This window comes from Sphingomonas faeni (assembly GCF_024273235.1).
Classification (GTDB): domain Bacteria; phylum Pseudomonadota; class Alphaproteobacteria; order Sphingomonadales; family Sphingomonadaceae; genus Sphingomonas; species Sphingomonas faeni_A.
The window spans coordinates 1-15,654 of record NZ_JANBVH010000032.1 but is presented as its reverse complement, the minus strand read 5'-3'; the positions used below and the strand labels follow the sequence as shown (position 1 = coordinate 15,654).

Genomic DNA, 15,654 nt, shown 5'->3' with positions numbered 1-15,654 from the left:
TCGTTCGGCCAATCCTCCCCCCGCCAGGGGGAGGTGTCGCCGAAGGTGACGGAGGGGGAGGGGGAGGACACGGAACAGAGGTGTCCCTATCCTCCCCCTCCGTCTGGCAAGAGCCCGCCACCTCCCCCTGGCGGGGGAGGATCGCGAGCGGGTTACAACCCGAAGCGCAGCATCGCCTACAAATCGCGCCTCACCCCGCACGTCATCCCAGCGAAAGCTGGGATCTCATCATGGGGGCAGACGCCGCGTGCCACGGGGGGAGACCCCAGCTTTCGCTGGGGTGACGGTTGGGGGAGGGGGCGTGTAGCGGCTTTACAGCCCGAAGCGCAGGGTCGCGCGGAAATCACGACCGGCAAGCGGTGCGAAGTCCTTCAGGAAGCTCGTCGCGCGCCGGGCATTCACGTCGAACAGATTGTTCGCGCTCAGAAGCAACGTCGTCTTCGAATCCTTGCCGAACGGGCTCAGCCCGATCGACGCGTTGACCATCGTGTACTCGTTGGTCTTCGTCTCGAACGCGGCGATCCGATTCTGGTCGAACACGTGCTCCACCTCGACGCGGCCGTTCAGCCGATCGCCCTGCGCCTCGAGTCCCCCGAGCACGCGCATCGGCGGGATGCGCGGGACCGGGCCCTGGTCGACGATGTTCGCGTGGACGTAATCGCCCAGCACGTCGGCGTTCACCGCATAGCCGCCGATCTGCGCGACCTTCACCGACGCATCCGCTTCGAACCCGTAATAGCGCGCATCCGCCTGCTGATACTGGAAGCAGGGCAGGTCGACGACGCGGCCCGACGGGTTCGCAGCAGCCTGGCAGACCGACGACGCGACCTGGTTCTCCGAGATGTAGTTGGAGAACCAGTTGTAATAGGCCGACGCATCGAAGCTGAAGCCATCGCCATGCGCGTGCAGCGTGCCTTCCAGCCCCCAGGACTTCTCCAGCTTGAAGTCGGGGTTGCCGAGTTCATACGCCTGCGTGCCCGCATGCGCGCCGTTCGCGAACAGTTCCTCGGCCGAGGGCGCCCGTTCGGTCCGCGACCCGTTCAGGCCGACGCGGATGCTGTCGGTCAGCGCGTAGGAGGCGCCGAGCGACCCCGAGACCGAATGATAGCTCTGGCTGCCGCGGAAGAAGCGCAGATCGTCCTCGGGCGTCCGTGCGGCGAGATCGGTGATCTCGTAGCGCACGCCGCCCTCGGCGCGGAACTTGCCGGACTCATATTGCTGGAGCGTGAAGAGGCCGGTCTGGTTGGTCTCGTTCTTCGGCAGGAAGGCCTCGTCGCCGACCACGTTGAAGATCCGGTTGTAGAACTGCACGCCCGACGCGCCCTGCCAGCCGCCGCGGTTCGCCTGGACGACTTCGAGGCGCCCTTCTAGGCCCTTGTTGTAGAAGGCGGTGCCGACCGAGTTGTCTTCTTCCAGCTCGAAATGGCGATAGCTCGCCTGCCCAACGCGGACGCGGATCTTGCTGAGCACGTCGCCGCCGGTATCGATCTCGCCGCGCAGGTCGACGCGGTTCTGGACGACATCGAGACGCGGTGCCTCCTGCTCCTGCCCGGGTTGCGTGGCGTAGCGGATCGGCACGCCGTACAGGCTGTCATAGTGGCTGTACGACACGCCAAGGCTGCCATTGTCGGTGATGATCGACGCGCCGGCGCCCGCCGTCCAGGTCTCCGACTGGGTGTTGGGGAGCTTGCCCTTCAGCTGCGCCGATGCGGCATAATCGATCGGATCGGCTTCGTTCGGGTCGACCGGCTGCGTGGCCGCTGTCGCCAGCGCCTGTGCGCGGGCGTCGCGCGACAGGATATAGCCGCCGGTGCGCAGGTCGCCCGACTTCAGGTACGAGCCGTCCGCATGCAGCACGAGATGCTGGCCGACCGCGACGTCGCCGGCCATGCCGCCCGAGCGTTCGTTCGCCGCCGAGCCATAATTGGCGATCCCGTTCAACCGGTAGCCGTTCTCGGGCACCGACCGCGGGATGCGCGTGTCGATGACGTTGACCACGCCGCCGACCGCCGACGTGCCATACAGCAGCGCGCTGGGGCCGCGCAGAATCTCGATGCGCTCGGCGAGCAGCGGATCGATGATGACCGCGTGGTCGACCGAGGTGTTCGACACGTCGATCGAGCCGATCCCGTCGGTCAGCACGCGGATGCGGTCACCCTGGAAGCCGCGCAGGATCGGACGCGAGGCGCTCGGCCCGAACGAACTGGCCGACACGCCGGGCTGGCGCGCGAGCGTCTCACCGATCGACGGGCGCAACTGACGCGTGAGTTCCTGGCCGGTGAGGACGGTGGTGCCCTGCAACACATCGCGCTCGCTGGTCTGCAGCGGTGCGGTGACGATGATGTCACGCTGGTTGGTCGAACCGACCGACGTCGAGGCGGGCGCCGGGGTAGGGGCCGGCGTCGCGGGATCCGTCGCGGCGGTCTGAGCGTGAGCCTGAGAGGCGAGGAGGGCAGCCAGGGCGGTGGCGCCGAACAGCATCGTCTTCATGAAATTCCCTTATCGTCGGGGTGTCGTCCCTGTACGAGTCGCCGGGTAAATTTGATGATACATCATATCAAGTGACAATATTGCCATCTTCGTACTTGGGAGTCAGGCTGTTACCGCAAGGCAACACAGATCATCGCGCGGTCTGGCACGGAAGCGCATGCCGTCGGGGGCGGGCGGACCATGCGCACCGATCGACGGTCGGGTTCGAAATCTACGCTGCGGGCAACATCATCCCGCGGTAATCAACGCCTTGATCCGCCCAGCCAGCGCTTCCATCGCGAACGGCTTGGTCATCACGTGCATGCCCGGATCGAGGAAGCCGTTGCCGACCACCGCATTCTCCGCATAGCCGGTGATGAAGAGGATCTTCAGCTCGGGCCGCCCGACGCGTGCGGCGTCGGCCATCTGGCGTCCGTTCATCCCGCCGGGCAGTCCGACATCGGTTACCAGCAGGTCGATCCGCGCGGACGATTGCAGCAGTTTCAATCCCGCGGCGCCGTCCGCCGCCTCGATCGCCTTATAGCCGAGTTCCTCCAGCACCTCGATCACGAGCATCCGCACGGTCGGCTCGTCGTCGACCACCAGCACGGTCTCGCCGTCGAGCGCGCGCGGGGCGTCGGCGAGTTCGGCATCGACGCCGGCGTCTTCCGCCTCGCCGAAATGCCGCGGCAGATAGAGGCAGACGTTGGTACCGTCGCCGACCTCGGAATAGATCCGCACCTGGCCACCCGACTGTCGCGCGAACCCGTAGATCATCGATAGCCCGAGCCCAGTGCCGAGCCCGAGCGGCTTGGTCGTGAAGAACGGGTCGAACGCCTTGGCAATCACCTCGGGCGGCATCCCGGTGCCGGTATCCGATACGCTGAGCGAGACATATTGGCCGGGCTCAAGCTCGCGTTCACGCGCGGTTCGTGCGTCGATCCAGCGGTTGGCGGTCTCGATCGTCAGCCGCCCGCCCTCGGGCATCGCGTCGCGCGCGTTGATGCACAGGTTGAGCAGCGCGTTCTCCAACTGGTTCGGATCGACCAGCGTGGCCCACAGCCCGACCGCCTCGACGACCTCCACCTCGATGGCGGGACCGACCGTCCGCCGCACCAGATCCTCCATCCCCGACACGAGCCGATTGACGTCGGTCGGCTTGGGATCGAGCGTCTGTCGGCGGGAGAAGGCGAGCAGGCGGTGGGTCAGTGCGGCCGCACGCTTGGCGGCGCCCTGTGCGGCGATCGAATAGCGCTCGACATCGTTCAGCCGCCCTTGCGAGATGCGGATTCCCAACAGTTCCAAACTGCCGGTAATACCGGTCAGGAGATTGTTGAAATCATGCGCGATTCCGCCCGTCAACTGGCCGACCGCTTCCATCTTCTGGCTCTGGCGCAGCGCTTCCTCGGTCGCCATCAGCTCGCGGGTGCGGGCGGCGACCTGCTCCTCGAGCGTCTCGTTCCAGCGGACCAGCTCGGCGGCCTGGCGACGGCTGTCGTCGATATCGGTGTTGGTGCCGACCCAGCGCAGGATCGTACCGTCGGCGGCGCGGACCGGATCGGCGCGGACCAGGAACCAGCGGTAGATGCCGTCCTTGCCGCGCGCGCGAAACTCGGCGTTGTAGCGCTCACCGGTTGTGAGGGATCGCTTCCAAGCCTCTGTTGCAGCAGGGGAGTCCTCCGGGTGCACCTGGTTCGCCCAGCTGCGCGTGCCGTCGAGCGCGCCGGGCTCGAGGCCGTTGAAGGCATAGACCTGCTGGTTGAACCAATAGAGATAGCCGTCCGGTCGCGCCGCCCAGATCTGGTTCGGCACCGCCTCGGCGAACACGCGGAACTGTTCTTCGCTGGCGCGGCGGGCGTTCTCGGCGCGCAGGCGCTCGGTCGCGGTGCGGACGCGTTCGGCGACCTCGCGCATCAGCAGCAGGTCGTTCTCGGTCCATAGCCGCGGCGTCGCGTGATTGGCATAGAGCAAGGCGACGAAATCATCCTGCTCGACCAATGGCATGTTCACGAACGACGCCGCGCTGATCGCCCTCAGCACATCGGCCGTTTCGGACGTCCGCGGGTCGAGATCGACGTCGGCGATGGCCACGGTGCGGCCGACCTTCAGATCCTCGATATAGGACCCGTGGTCGCGAAACCGGAGCGTACCGGCGATGGTCGTGATCCCCGGCGCGTTCCAGTCGCGTTCGACGGTGATCGTCTCCCGCACCGTGTCGATCACGCCGTAGCCGACCCGGCTGACCTGCAACGCGGTGCCGAGGATCGCCGACGCGGCATAGGCGATCTCGTCGGGTTCGGTCAGGTCGCGGATCGCATCGCCCAGTTCGAGCAAGGCGTGTTGCCGCAGGTCGGCCTGCTTGCGTTCGGTGATGTCGAAGCTGACGCCCGAAAAACGCAGCGGCGAGCCATTCGCGGCGAGCCGACACCGGCCCTGCGCGGCGACCCAGCGGATTGCGCCGTCGGGCTGGACCACGCGGTATTCCGCGGAATAGTCGCCGCCCGCCTCCATCGCATCGGCGACGCCGCATCGGGTCGCCGGCAAGTCGTCGGGATGGACGCAGGCGAAATAGCGCTCGAGCGGCGCGCCCTTGCGGGCCATCTCGACCGGCACGCCGTACAGCCGCGCGAACCGTTCGTCCGCCTTGATCCTGTCGTTGGGAACGTCCCAGTCCCAGGTGCCGATGCCGTTGCCCGCGGTCAGCGCCTGGGTGAGGCGGTCCTCGCTCTCCTGGGTCTGCAACGCGGCGCGGCGGCGGTCCGAGATGTCGTTGAACAGGATCGCGACGAGATGCGCGTCGGGCGCGCCGATCCGGAATGCATGCACCTCGAACCAGCGGTCCATCGGGTCGGAGCCATGATCGAACCGTACCGGCTCGCCGGTCAGTGCGACCTTGCCGTACGTGTCGAACCAGAATTGCTCGAGATCGGGAACGAGCTCGCGTGCGGTACGGCCGACCGCGTCGAGCAGCCCGGTCTGTTGCTCGAACTGCGGATTGACCTCGACGAAGCGGTAATCGACCGCCGTCCGATGCTCGTCGAAGATGACCTCGGCGATGCAGAATCCCGCGTCGATCGCCTCGAACAGGGCCTTGTACCGCTCCTGCGCCGGGATCGGGATCTGGTCGGGCGCCGGGGGCTGGGGCGTGGACTGCATCAGGCTCGAGTTTCAAACAGAGGGGTGGTCACATCTTTGGCCGCCGAGCGAACGCACCAGACCGCCAAGACGATCCCCGATCCGATTGCGCCTGCGAACCCATGGCCAAACCGAACCCCAAACACTCTGATCCTCCCCCGCAAGGGGGAGGTGGCGCCAAAGGCGACGGAGGGGGAGGACACGCAACCAGGGTTTACCTTTCCTCCCCCTCCGTCTGGCGAGTGCCAGCCACCTCCCCCTGGCGGGGGAGGATCGAAATATCGGACCTACAGCAGGCCCAGCGCCACCGGCAGCACCCGCGCCAGCCGCTCCGCCCATGCCGCACATCCCTCGCTCGACCCCAGCAGATCCTGCCGAACCTCGATCTCGGCATAGAGCCGACGCTGCGGATACGCATGACGCGGGATGGTGTAGTCGATCAGGTCCATCCGGTACGGTTCGTTGTCGCCCACCACCAGGTCCGCCTCGTCGCGCAACACGTCGAGCAGCGCGTGCGCGAACGCGGTGTCGCCGCCGTCGTGCAGGATGCCGATATGCCAGGGCCGCGCCTGATCCCGCAACGCGCCCTTCATCGCCGGCGTGAAGCTGTGCAGCGCGACCAGCACCGTCGTCATCCCCGCCGCATCGCGTCGCGCGATCTCCGCCGCGATCGCCGCCTGATACGGCGTGTGAATCTCGTCGAACCTCGCTGCACGATCGGCCTCCCCGAGCCCCGCATTGCCCGGCACCACGGTCCCGTCGCTCACCTCGGCGATCAGATCCGGCTGGCTCGGGCTCCGGTTGCAGTCGATCACCAGCCGCGAATAGCTCTGCCGGACGAACACCGCGTCGAGCTTCTCGGATAGCAGCGCACCCAGTTCGCCGATGCCGATGTCCCAGCCGATGTGCCGCGACAGCTCCGCCTCGCTCAGGCCCAGCGACCCCAGCGCCTTCGGTACGGCATTTCCCGCATGATCGCCGATCAACAGGAACGATGACGCGCCTTTGGGGTTGATTACCCTGACCGGTGCGGCATCTTCGGTCCCAAGCAGCGTTTGGCTGGCAGTGCTGTTCATGCGACGTGGATCCTCGATGCCATCTCTAACGCTCTCTCATGTAACCAAATACTCGTATCGCCAACCGGTTGCGTTCGGCGAGCATCGGATCATGGTCCGGCCGCGCGAAAGCTACGACCAGCATCTGATCGACACGCAGCTGACGATCACCCCGGAGCCGTCCGACGTTCGCTGGCTGCACGACGTGTTCGGCAACGCGGTCGCGATCGCCACCTTCGACAAGCGCGCCAAGGACCTCGTGATCGACAGCCGCGTGAGGCTCGCTCACACCCCCGCCGAACTCCAGAACGTCGATATCGAACGTTACGCGCGCTTCTATCCGTTCACCTATTCGTCGGAGGAGATGCCCGACCTGCTCCGCTCGATCGAGCGCCAGCATCACGATCCGCTGCGCGAGATCGACACCTGGGCGCGGCGGTTCGTCGCGCCGGGCGGGCAGACCGATACGCTCGCGATGCTCTCCGAGATGACCGCGGCGATCAAGCGCGAGTTCACCTATGTCCAGCGTCCCGAAAAGGGCACGCAGTCGCCGATAGAGACGCTCGCCAAGCGCAAGGGCACCTGCCGCGACTATGCGATGCTGATGATCGAGGCGGTCCGCGCGCTCGGCTTCGCGGCACGGTTCGTATCGGGCTATGTCTACAATCCGACACGTCGAGAACATCGCACCGGCGGCGGCAACACGCATGCCTGGGTCCGCGTCTATATCCCCGGCTCGGGCTGGGTCGAGTTCGATCCGACCAACGGCATCGTCGGCAACCGCGGCCTCGTCCGCGTCGCCGTCGCGCGCGATATCTACCAGGCGGTGCCCGTCTCCGGCACCTGGAGCGGCTTTCCCGGCAGCTTCCTCGACATGAGCGTGTCGGTCGACATCACCGTCGACGAAGACTCGAACGAGGCCGCCGACCACCACCAATCATCACACACAGCGTGACATACGGCGCGACTTACGGCGCCCAAGGGGGACATCGATGCTGATCCGGGCTGGCTATGACATTCGTTTCGAAACCGACGTCGAGACACCGATGCTGGCGATGCTCAGCGTGCATCCGTCGCGAAACAAGGATTTCGTGACCCCGCACCGGATCGCCGCCGATCCCGACGTGCCGACCTATGATTATCTCGACGCGTTCGGCAACGTCTGCACGCGGTTCACGGTGCCGAGCGGCGGCCTCACCCTGTCGTGCGACTTCACGATCGAGGACAGCGGTTTGCCGGATCCCGTCTCCCCCGACGCGGTCCAGCACGCGGTGCACGATCTCCCCGACGACATCCTGATCTACCTGCTTGGCAGCCGTTATTGCGAGACCGACCGCCTGTCCGAGACCGCCTGGTCGCTGTTCGGCCACGTCCCCGCCGGCTGGCAGCGCGTCCAGGCGATCGTCGACTTCACGCACAACCATGTCGAGTTCGGCTATCATTTCGCGCGATCGACCAAGACCGCGTGGGACGTCTATCAGGAACGCCAGGGCGTCTGTCGTGACTTCGCGCATCTCGCCGTCACCTTGTGCCGCTGCATGAACATCCCAGCACGCTATTGCACCGGCTATCTCGGCGATATCGGCATCCCGCCGGTCGATGCGCCGATGGACTTCTCCGCATGGTTCGACGTGTATCTCGGCGGCACGTGGCACACGCTCGACGCGCGTCACAATCGCCCGCGGATCGGCCGGATCCTGATGGCGCGCGGCCGCGACGCGACCGATACCGCGCTCACCACCAGCTTCGGCCCCGCGCGTCTGGTCGGCTTCGACGTCCATACCGACGAGGTCGAAGCTCCGGGGCGGGTCGAGCAGGCGGGCTAAACCGCGTATGGCGTCAAGTTAGGCCTTGTCGCATGTAGCGCGTTCGGCCTAACGGCACCGATCCCCTAACTTATGCTGCGATGCACAACATGACCTCGACCCCAGACCAGTCCGCCCCATCCCAGTCAGCCCCGTCCAACGCGAACGCGCTGCTGTTGCAGGCGATCGCGCTGCGCCAGTGCATCACCGCGACCTACAACCGGATGGTCTGCACGCTGGCGCCGCACATCCTCTACACCAAGCATGACGACGTGTTCGTCGACGCGATCACGCTCGAGCGCGACGGTCAGCCGCCCAAGGAGATCAAGCTCGGCACGTTTAAGCTCGCCGGCCTGAAGGATATCGAGGTGATCGATCGCCCGTTCGTCCCCGACGCGATCTTCAACCCCGGCGACATCAAGTACGACCGCGTAACCCTGTTCGTAGTAGACCGCACCTGAACTGATCCTCCCCCGCCAGGGGGAGGTGGCTGGCTCTTGCCAGACGGAGGGGGAGGCATGCGAAACGCCTGCTCCGTGTCCTCCCCCTCCGTCACCTCCGGAGACACCTCCCCCTGGCGGGGGAGGATCGGAATTCCCTCAAGCCGCAGGCGGCAACCAGGCCGTCTCGATCTCGCCATACCGATCGGTAAACCCGGTCGCCGCGACCAGTGCCGCCTCGTCGACGATCCGCACTCGCCGCCCGTTCCGCTCGATCACGCCCGCTTTCTCCAGCGCCCGGATCGTCCGGTTGACGTGCACCTTAGTCAGCCCCAGCGCATCGCCGATGTCGGTCTGCGTCAGCGGCAGGTCGAACGAGTCGACGATCCCGCCCGCCGTCACGCGCAGCCGCGCCATGATGTCGAGCAGCAAGGTCGACAGCCGCTCGCTCGCGCCCATCCGCCCGATCGTCGTCAGTCGGTCGCTCATCGCGACGTTCTCGGCCGCGGCGATGGCGTAGAGCAGCCCGGCGATCCGCGGTTGCGCGCGGAACAGCAGCCCGAGTTCGGTCTTCGGCAGTTCGATCACCCAGCAGTCCGATATCGCGGTCAGCGTTGCCGCCGCCTGCGACCAGGCCATGCTCGACGTGCCGATCAGGTCGCCCGCATAATGGAACCGCAGGATCTGCCGGCCGCCGGTGATCAGCTTGGTCGAGGAATGCAGCCACCCCTGGCGCACGACGTACAGCGCGTGGCTCTCGCCACCTTCCGCCATCAGGATGTCGCCGGCCTTCAACCGCCGCTCGCCGCGCTCGGCCCGCGTGATCGCCTCGCGCTCCGCATCGGTCAGGTCGAGATGTCGACCAAGCCGTGCGATCAAACCGCTCAATTGCATTGCATCGCCCTGTGTGTCCTAGCCCTCTGTATCCCTCATGTCGGCGTTGCACCAACCGCGCCCCCTGTGAAAGGGGGAATGCAAGCCACGCCCCGTGACGAAACTGGACGATCTTGCGATGGCCTCGCCAACTATTTGCGACCCGTACACAGAACTGCCTGCCAAGTGTTTCCGATCATTCGGCCTTTTTCAGAGCATTCTCGACGACCGGTGCGACGCGGGCCGCAATCTTGTTCACGCCGGTCTGATTGGGATGGACATGATCCGCCTGCATCAACTGCGCATTGCCGATCACGCCGTCCAGAATGAACGGATAGAGCGTCGCATCGTAACGTTTCGCAAGATCGGGCCATATCGCGTTGAACTGCGATGAAAAGTCCGGTCCAAGGTTGGGCGGGGCCATCATGCCCGTCAGCACGACCGGAATCCCGCGCCGCTTCGCCTCGTCGAGCATCGCGGTCATGTTCGTGCGCGTCTCGGCCGGCGAGATCTGCCGCAACACGTCGTTGCCGCCGAGTCCGATCAGTACGAGGTCCGGCTTGCGCGCCATGTTGTCGAGCGCGAACGCGAACCGCTGCCGTCCCGCCGCGCTCGTGTCGCCCGAGACGCCGGCGTTGACGATCGTCGCGTTGATGCCGTCGCGCCGCAGTCGCGCCTGCACCGCGTCCGGCAGGCTCTGGCCGCGGTCGAGCCCATAGCCCGCGTACAGACTGTCGCCGAACGCCAGGATCAGCCGCTCGGGTCCGCTCGGGGCGGGCGCTTCCACGACCGGTGCGACCGCGTTCGTGGTGGCAGCCGGGGCAGGGGCCTCCGCCGCCCGATCGCACGCGCTCAACAGCGCGGCTTGGAGAAGCGCCAGTCCGCCCCCATAAAGAGGCCAGCGTCGCATCTGTTTCTCCAAGATATTGGTCTCCATGTCCGAACCTGCCTCCGCCGATATGGTGATCTCGGCGCGCGATGTCACGCTGACACTCGGCGCCGCCACCGCCGCGACGACGATCCTCAAGGGCATCGACCTCGACATCGCCCGCGGCACCAGCGTCGCGCTGCTCGGGCCGTCGGGGTCGGGCAAGTCGTCGCTGATGGCGATCCTGTCCGGACTCGAACAGGCGAGCGGCGGGCGTGTGGAGGTCGCCGGGCTCGATTTCGGCACGCTGGACGAGGACGCATTGTCCCGGGCGCGGCGCGGGCGGATCGGGATCGTCCTCCAGGCCTTTCATCTGTTGCCGACGATGACGGCGCTCGAGAATGTCGCGGTGCCGATGGAGCTGGCGGGCATGCCGGACGCGTTCGCGCGCGCCGAGGCCGAACTGGACGCGGTCGGCCTTTCGCATCGGATCGGCCATTACCCGACGCAATTGTCGGGGGGCGAGCAACAGCGCGTGGCGATCGCCCGTGCGCTCGGGCCGAGGCCGGACATCGTCTTCGCCGACGAACCGACCGGCAACCTCGATGCGACGACCAGCACCGCGATCATGGACCTGCTGTTCGACCGCCGCGCGGTTACCGGCGCGACGCTGATCGTCATCACCCACGATCCCGCCCTCGCGGCACGCTGCGACAGGATCGTCGAACTCGGTGATGGCCGGATCGTCTCGGACCGGTTGCGGTGAACGACTGGCGGCTGGCGTGGCGGCTTGCGCGGCGCGAACTCGACCTGCGGTTTCGCGGGCTGCGGCTGTTGCTCGCCTGCCTGTTCCTCGGCGTCGGTGCGCTGGCCGCGATCGGCAGCCTGACCCGGGCGATCGACACCGAACTGGCGTCTCGCGGTAGCGCGATCCTCGGCGGCGACGTCGAGTTCGCCGCGTCTCAGCGCGCCGCGACCCCTGCCGAACGTGCTGCGATGGCACGGCTGGGGACAGTCTCCGAAACCGTGCGCATGCAGGCGATGGCGGTGCGCGGCACCAACAGCGTCCCGATCCAACTCAAGGGCGTCGATCGCGCCTATCCGCTCTATGGTACGCTCGCCCTGCGCGGCGATACGGCGAAGTCGCTCGACGCGAACACCGCCTTGATCGTGCCGGCGCTTGCCGATCGCCTCGGGATAGCACCCGGCGCGCAATTGAAGCTCGGCACCGCGACCTTCACGGTCGGCGGTATCGTCACGGGCGAGCCCGACCGGTTGGGCGAAGGGTTCACGCTCGGCCCGGTGGCGATCGTCTCGCTTGCCGGCATCGCGCGGACCGGACTGGTCCAGCCGGGCAGCCTGTACGAAAGCAAATATCGTGTTCGCCTGCCGACCGGCGCATCGCCCGCCAAGGCCGTCGATCGCTTCAAGGCGGCGTTCGCGACCGCCGGTTGGGAAACCAAGACGCGCGATCGCGCCGCCCCCGGCGCCGAGCGCTTCGTCGACCGGATGGGCCAGTTCCTGCTGCTGGTCGGGCTGTCGGCGCTGGTCATTGCCGGGATCGGCGTCGGCAACGGCGTGTCCTCCTATCTCGCCGCCCGCCGCGGGAGCATCGCCGCGTTGAAGGTGCTCGGCGCGACGTCGGGGATCATCGCGCGGATCTACGTGCTGCAGGTGGCGGTCGTCGCGGCGATCGGGATCGCCGCCGGGCTGGTCGCGGGCGTCCTCACCGTTCCGTTGATCGTCTGGTTGGCGGGCGACGTGCTGCCGGTCGCGCCGCGTTTCACCCTCCAGCTCGCGCCTTTGGCGCTTGCCGCGGCGTACGGCATGCTGATCGCGCTCGCCTTTACCGCGCCGCCATTGATCGAGGCCGGGCGCATCCCCGCCGCCGGGCTGTTGCGCGGCGTGCCGGGCGAGCGCCCCGTGCCGCTGCGCAAGACCCTGCCATGGGTGCTCGGCGCCGGCGCCGCGATCGTCGCGCTCGCGCTGCTCACCGCCGAACAGCCGGCGCTGAGCGCCGGGTTCCTGGCGGCGGTGGCCGGCGTGCTGGCCCTCCTGGCCGTGTTCGGATGGGCCGTCCGACGGGGTGCCGCACTGTTGCCACGGTCGCGCCGCCCGCTGCTCCGGTTGGCGATCGCTGGCCTTCATCGGCCCGGCGCAAGGACCGGCACGCTGGTCGTCGCGCTCGGCCTGGGACTGACGCTGTTCGTCCTGCTGGCAGCGATCCGCACCAGCATCGACGCCAATATCGAGCGGACCGTGCCGCAGCGCGCACCGGCCTTGTTCGCGCTCGACGTCCCGCCCGATCGCGAAGCCGATTTTCGCCGCACCATCGAAGGCATCGCGATCCACCCGGTGATCCGCACCGTGCCGGCGATGCGCGGCACGATCACCGGCTACGGCACGACGCGCGTCGCCGACCTGAAGACGCTGCCCGAAGGCGCGTGGGCGTTACGCGGCGAACGCGGCCTGACCTATTCCGCGACCTTGCCCGAGGGGAGCGAACTCACCGCCGGCCGCTGGTGGCCGCGTAACTACCGCGGCCCACCGCTCGTCTCGATCGACGAGCGGCTGGCGAAGGCGCTCGACCTCGAGATCGGCGATCCGCTGAGCTACACGGTGCTCGGGGTCGAGCGTACCGCGCGGATCGCATCGTTCCGCCGGATCAGCTGGGATACGCTCGGCTTCAACTTCGTGATGGTGTTCTCGCCCAACGCGATCGAGGATGCGCCGCATAATTTGGCGGCGACGATCGATCTCGCGCCGGGCGAGGAATCGATGGTGATGCGCGCCTTGCTGCCTCGCTTCCCGTCGGTGTCGGTGATCGAGGTGCGCGGCGTGCTGGGGCAGGTCCGCGCGATCGTCTCGCAGATGGCGACCGCGATCACGGCGGCGGCGTCGGTCGCGATCCTCGCCGGTATCGCCGTGCTGATCGGCGCGATCGCCGCCGCACGCGAGGCGCGCACCTATGACGGCGTGATTCTGCGCACGCTCGGGGCGACGCGACGCCAGGTGCTCGCGGTCCAGGCGCTCGAATACGCCTTTCTGAGCATCGTGCTGTCGCTCCTCGCGCTCGCGCTCGGGCTCGGCGGCGCGTGGTACGTCGTCACGCAGCTGTTCAGCTTTCAGTGGCTGCCTGATTATGCGGCGGTCGCGGCGACGCTGGTTGGCGGGGCAGGGCTGACGATGGCGATCGGGTTGATCGGTGCGTGGCCGATCCTCGGCGCACGTCCGGCGCAGGCGCTGCGGCAACTCTGACGGCACGTTTGCGCGCGCACGGCGTTGGGTCGGCATATACCGGGACCGAGGGGCAAGACGCTGAGCAAAGGGGAGTTACGAGCCGAGCATGAGGCCACCAGCCCGTGGTCGATGTCGGCCCGCGAATGGTGGAAGGTCCTGAAGCGGACCTGGACCGAGGCGGGCGAGGACAATATCGGCCTCATCGCGGCAGGCACCGCGTTCTACGGGTTCGCCGCGATCGTGCCTTTGCTGGCGTCGATTGTCCTGATCTACGGTCTCGTCGCCGACACCGAAACCGTCGTCGCCAACATCCGCGCGCTGTTCCACGTCCTGCCCGACGATGCCGCGCGCGTGATCGGCGATCAGCTCACCACCGTGGTCGGCACGTCCGAGGGCAAGAAGGGCTTCGGTCTCGTCATCGCGCTCGGCATCGCGTTATATGGCGGCACGAAGGGCGCCTCGTCGATCGTCACCGCACTGAATATCGCCTATGAACAACGCGAAACCCGCGGCTTCATAACGCTGAACCTGCTCGCCCTCGCAATCACCACCGGCGCTGTGGTCCTTGCTTTGGTCGCGGCGCTGTCGACGGCGGCGTTCGCGTTGCTCGACGGATTGATCCCGAACGCGCCCGACCTCCTGCTCGCCGCGATCCAGCTGGTCAGTTATGCGGTGCTCGCAGCCTTGGGCGTGACCGCGGCGGCGTGCCTGTACCGGTTCGGCCCGAACCGCCACAAGGCGAAATGGACGTGGCTCACCCCGGGCTCGCTCGCGGCGACGCTGATCTGGTTGGCCGCGACGATCGGCTTCGGCGTCTATGTGTCGCGCTTCGGCAATTACGGCGCGACCTACGGATCGCTGAGCGCGGTCATCGTGCTGCTAACCTGGCTCTGGTTGTCGGCCTATGTGTTCCTGCTCGGCGCCGAACTCAATTCCGAACTCGAGCATCAGACCAAGCACGATACGACGACCGGCGCTGCGCAACCGTTAGGAGATCGCGGCGCCACCGTCGCAGATACCGTCGCCACTGAAGTTTTGCCGATTCCGGCGCCATCTCCACCACCATCTGGCGGGGTAGGGCGGTTGGCACTAGCGCATATAGCCGGCGCCGATGGCAGCCTTTCCGCATCGCTGTTGGCACTTGGCGGATTACGTGCCGTCCGCCGTGGGGCGACCGTCACGGGCATTGGCCTGCTCGTGACCAGTGCAGCGCTGGCATCGCGCAAGCGCCCATCGGCCAAGTCCTGATGCCGCACCGCCGACGCACCAAGCTGTTCTTTGACGGTGGCTGTCGCCCGAACCCGGGCGCGATCGAGTGCGCCGTCGTCCATAAGGGCGTACCCTATTACCAGCACGACTACGGCCACGGCACGAACAGCGATGCGGAGTGGCTCGCGGCTATCCACGCCCTCGAAGTCGCCAACCAGAACGGCGAACGCGACATTGTCCTGCTGGGAGACTCGACCCTCGTCGTGACTCAAGCAAACGGCCTAGCGCGATGCCGCACCGCCGCACTCGAAGCCCATCGCGCGAGGTTCGCAGAACTTGCCCGCGGCTTCGACTCCATTCGCATCCGCCATATCGGCCGGGCGCAAAACCTGGCGGGCATTGCGTTGGCCCGTCTCCACCCACGCTAGGAAGCCCGGAGGGCGTCTCCGGTTGAAAACCCAAAAAAGTGACGCGGAACTGTAAAAAAGCGTTTGACGGTTCTGCGAACCCCGCCTAGAGGGGTGTCACCGCAGCGGACGGCCTCAACGGCCTGGACGCGG

At 67.0% G+C, this 15,654-nt stretch carries 12 protein-coding genes; 7 read left to right on the top strand and 5 right to left on the bottom strand.

The annotated features are described in order from the left end of the window. Window positions 1-312: 312 nt before the first annotated feature. From NLI89_RS16000 to NLI89_RS15990, 3 genes are all read right to left on the bottom strand, one after another. Complete coding sequence (locus tag NLI89_RS16000) at window positions 313-2,490, bottom strand: TonB-dependent receptor (protein WP_254687939.1); 2,178 nt, start codon at window positions 2,488-2,490, stop codon at window positions 313-315. A gap of 228 nt (window positions 2,491-2,718) precedes the next feature. Next, window positions 2,719-5,625, bottom strand: coding sequence for a PAS domain-containing protein (locus tag NLI89_RS15995; RefSeq protein WP_254687938.1), 2,907 nt, complete (start codon window positions 5,623-5,625; stop codon window positions 2,719-2,721). Between the two features lie 266 nt (window positions 5,626-5,891). After that, the gene (locus NLI89_RS15990) at window positions 5,892-6,680 is read right to left on the bottom strand and encodes an N-formylglutamate amidohydrolase (RefSeq protein WP_254687937.1); all 789 of its coding nucleotides are present in this window, start codon (window positions 6,678-6,680) and stop codon (window positions 5,892-5,894) included. On the opposite strand from NLI89_RS15990, the gene NLI89_RS15985 reads away from it, so the two are divergent. The 3 genes from NLI89_RS15985 (at window position 6,679) to NLI89_RS15975 (ending at window position 8,925) form a co-directional block, all read left to right on the top strand. Beyond that, window positions 6,679-7,614 (top strand): transglutaminase family protein, encoded by a 936-nt coding sequence (locus tag NLI89_RS15985; protein ID WP_368077290.1) that lies wholly within the window; start codon window positions 6,679-6,681, stop codon window positions 7,612-7,614. The genes NLI89_RS15990 and NLI89_RS15985 overlap by 2 nt on opposite strands. Before the next feature lie 37 nt (window positions 7,615-7,651). Further along, complete coding sequence (locus tag NLI89_RS15980; RefSeq protein WP_254687935.1) at window positions 7,652-8,485, top strand: transglutaminase-like domain-containing protein; 834 nt, start codon at window positions 7,652-7,654, stop codon at window positions 8,483-8,485. An 89-nt stretch (window positions 8,486-8,574) separates the two neighbouring features. Continuing rightward, on the top strand, window positions 8,575-8,925 hold the full coding sequence (locus tag NLI89_RS15975; RefSeq protein WP_398456556.1) for a hypothetical protein: 351 nt from the start codon (window positions 8,575-8,577) through the stop codon (window positions 8,923-8,925). A gap of 138 nt (window positions 8,926-9,063) precedes the next feature. Here the strand turns inward: NLI89_RS15975 and NLI89_RS15970 are convergent, their stop codons facing one another. Then, window positions 9,064-9,792: a Crp/Fnr family transcriptional regulator gene (locus NLI89_RS15970; RefSeq protein ID WP_254687934.1), complete on the bottom strand. Its 729-nt coding sequence runs from the start codon at window positions 9,790-9,792 to the stop codon at window positions 9,064-9,066. A 181-nt stretch (window positions 9,793-9,973) separates the two neighbouring features. Continuing rightward, window positions 9,974-10,687: an arylesterase gene (locus tag NLI89_RS15965; RefSeq protein ID WP_254687933.1), complete on the bottom strand. Its 714-nt coding sequence runs from the start codon at window positions 10,685-10,687 to the stop codon at window positions 9,974-9,976. Window positions 10,688-10,712: 25 nt separating this feature from the next. On the opposite strand from NLI89_RS15965, the gene NLI89_RS15960 reads away from it, so the two are divergent. The 4 genes from NLI89_RS15960 (at window position 10,713) to NLI89_RS15945 (ending at window position 15,522) form a co-directional block, all read left to right on the top strand. Next, window positions 10,713-11,411 carry an ABC transporter ATP-binding protein gene (locus tag NLI89_RS15960; protein WP_254687932.1) on the top strand — a complete coding sequence of 233 codons (699 nt, stop codon included), beginning with the start codon at window positions 10,713-10,715 and terminating at the stop codon, window positions 11,409-11,411. Beyond that, window positions 11,408-13,903, top strand: a complete 2,496-nt coding sequence (locus NLI89_RS15955) for an ABC transporter permease (RefSeq protein ID WP_254687931.1) — start codon at window positions 11,408-11,410, stop codon at window positions 13,901-13,903. Before NLI89_RS15960 ends, NLI89_RS15955 begins: the two co-directional genes overlap by 4 nt. 111 nt (window positions 13,904-14,014) lie before the next feature. Then, complete coding sequence (locus tag NLI89_RS15950) at window positions 14,015-15,133, top strand: YihY/virulence factor BrkB family protein (protein ID WP_254687930.1); 1,119 nt, start codon at window positions 14,015-14,017, stop codon at window positions 15,131-15,133. Further along, window positions 15,133-15,522 carry a reverse transcriptase-like protein gene (locus NLI89_RS15945; RefSeq protein WP_254687929.1) on the top strand — a complete coding sequence of 130 codons (390 nt, stop codon included), beginning with the start codon at window positions 15,133-15,135 and terminating at the stop codon, window positions 15,520-15,522. The genes NLI89_RS15950 and NLI89_RS15945 overlap by 1 nt, the downstream gene beginning before the upstream one ends. The last annotated feature ends 132 nt before the right edge of the window (window positions 15,523-15,654 follow it).

What these genes read in the sequence shown, in the direction of transcription:
- NLI89_RS16000 (WP_254687939.1), bottom strand. Translation starts at nt 2,490, where the DNA reads ATGAAGACGATGCTGTTCGGCGCCACCGCCCTGGCTGCCCTCCTCGCC.
- NLI89_RS15995 (WP_254687938.1), bottom strand. Translation starts at nt 5,625, where the DNA reads ATGCAGTCCACGCCCCAGCCCCCGGCGCCCGACCAGATCCCGATCCCG.
- NLI89_RS15985 (WP_368077290.1), top strand. Translation starts at nt 6,679, where the DNA reads ATGCGACGTGGATCCTCGATGCCATCTCTAACGCTCTCTCATGTAACC.
- NLI89_RS15990 (WP_254687937.1), bottom strand. Translation starts at nt 6,680, where the DNA reads ATGAACAGCACTGCCAGCCAAACGCTGCTTGGGACCGAAGATGCCGCA.
- NLI89_RS15980 (WP_254687935.1), top strand. Translation starts at nt 7,652, where the DNA reads ATGCTGATCCGGGCTGGCTATGACATTCGTTTCGAAACCGACGTCGAG.
- NLI89_RS15975 (WP_398456556.1), top strand. Translation starts at nt 8,575, where the DNA reads ATGACCTCGACCCCAGACCAGTCCGCCCCATCCCAGTCAGCCCCGTCC.
- NLI89_RS15965 (WP_254687933.1), bottom strand. Translation starts at nt 10,687, where the DNA reads ATGCGACGCTGGCCTCTTTATGGGGGCGGACTGGCGCTTCTCCAAGCC.
- NLI89_RS15960 (WP_254687932.1), top strand. Translation starts at nt 10,713, where the DNA reads ATGTCCGAACCTGCCTCCGCCGATATGGTGATCTCGGCGCGCGATGTC.
- NLI89_RS15950 (WP_254687930.1), top strand. Translation starts at nt 14,015, where the DNA reads ATGTCGGCCCGCGAATGGTGGAAGGTCCTGAAGCGGACCTGGACCGAG.
- NLI89_RS15945 (WP_254687929.1), top strand. Translation starts at nt 15,133, where the DNA reads ATGCCGCACCGCCGACGCACCAAGCTGTTCTTTGACGGTGGCTGTCGC.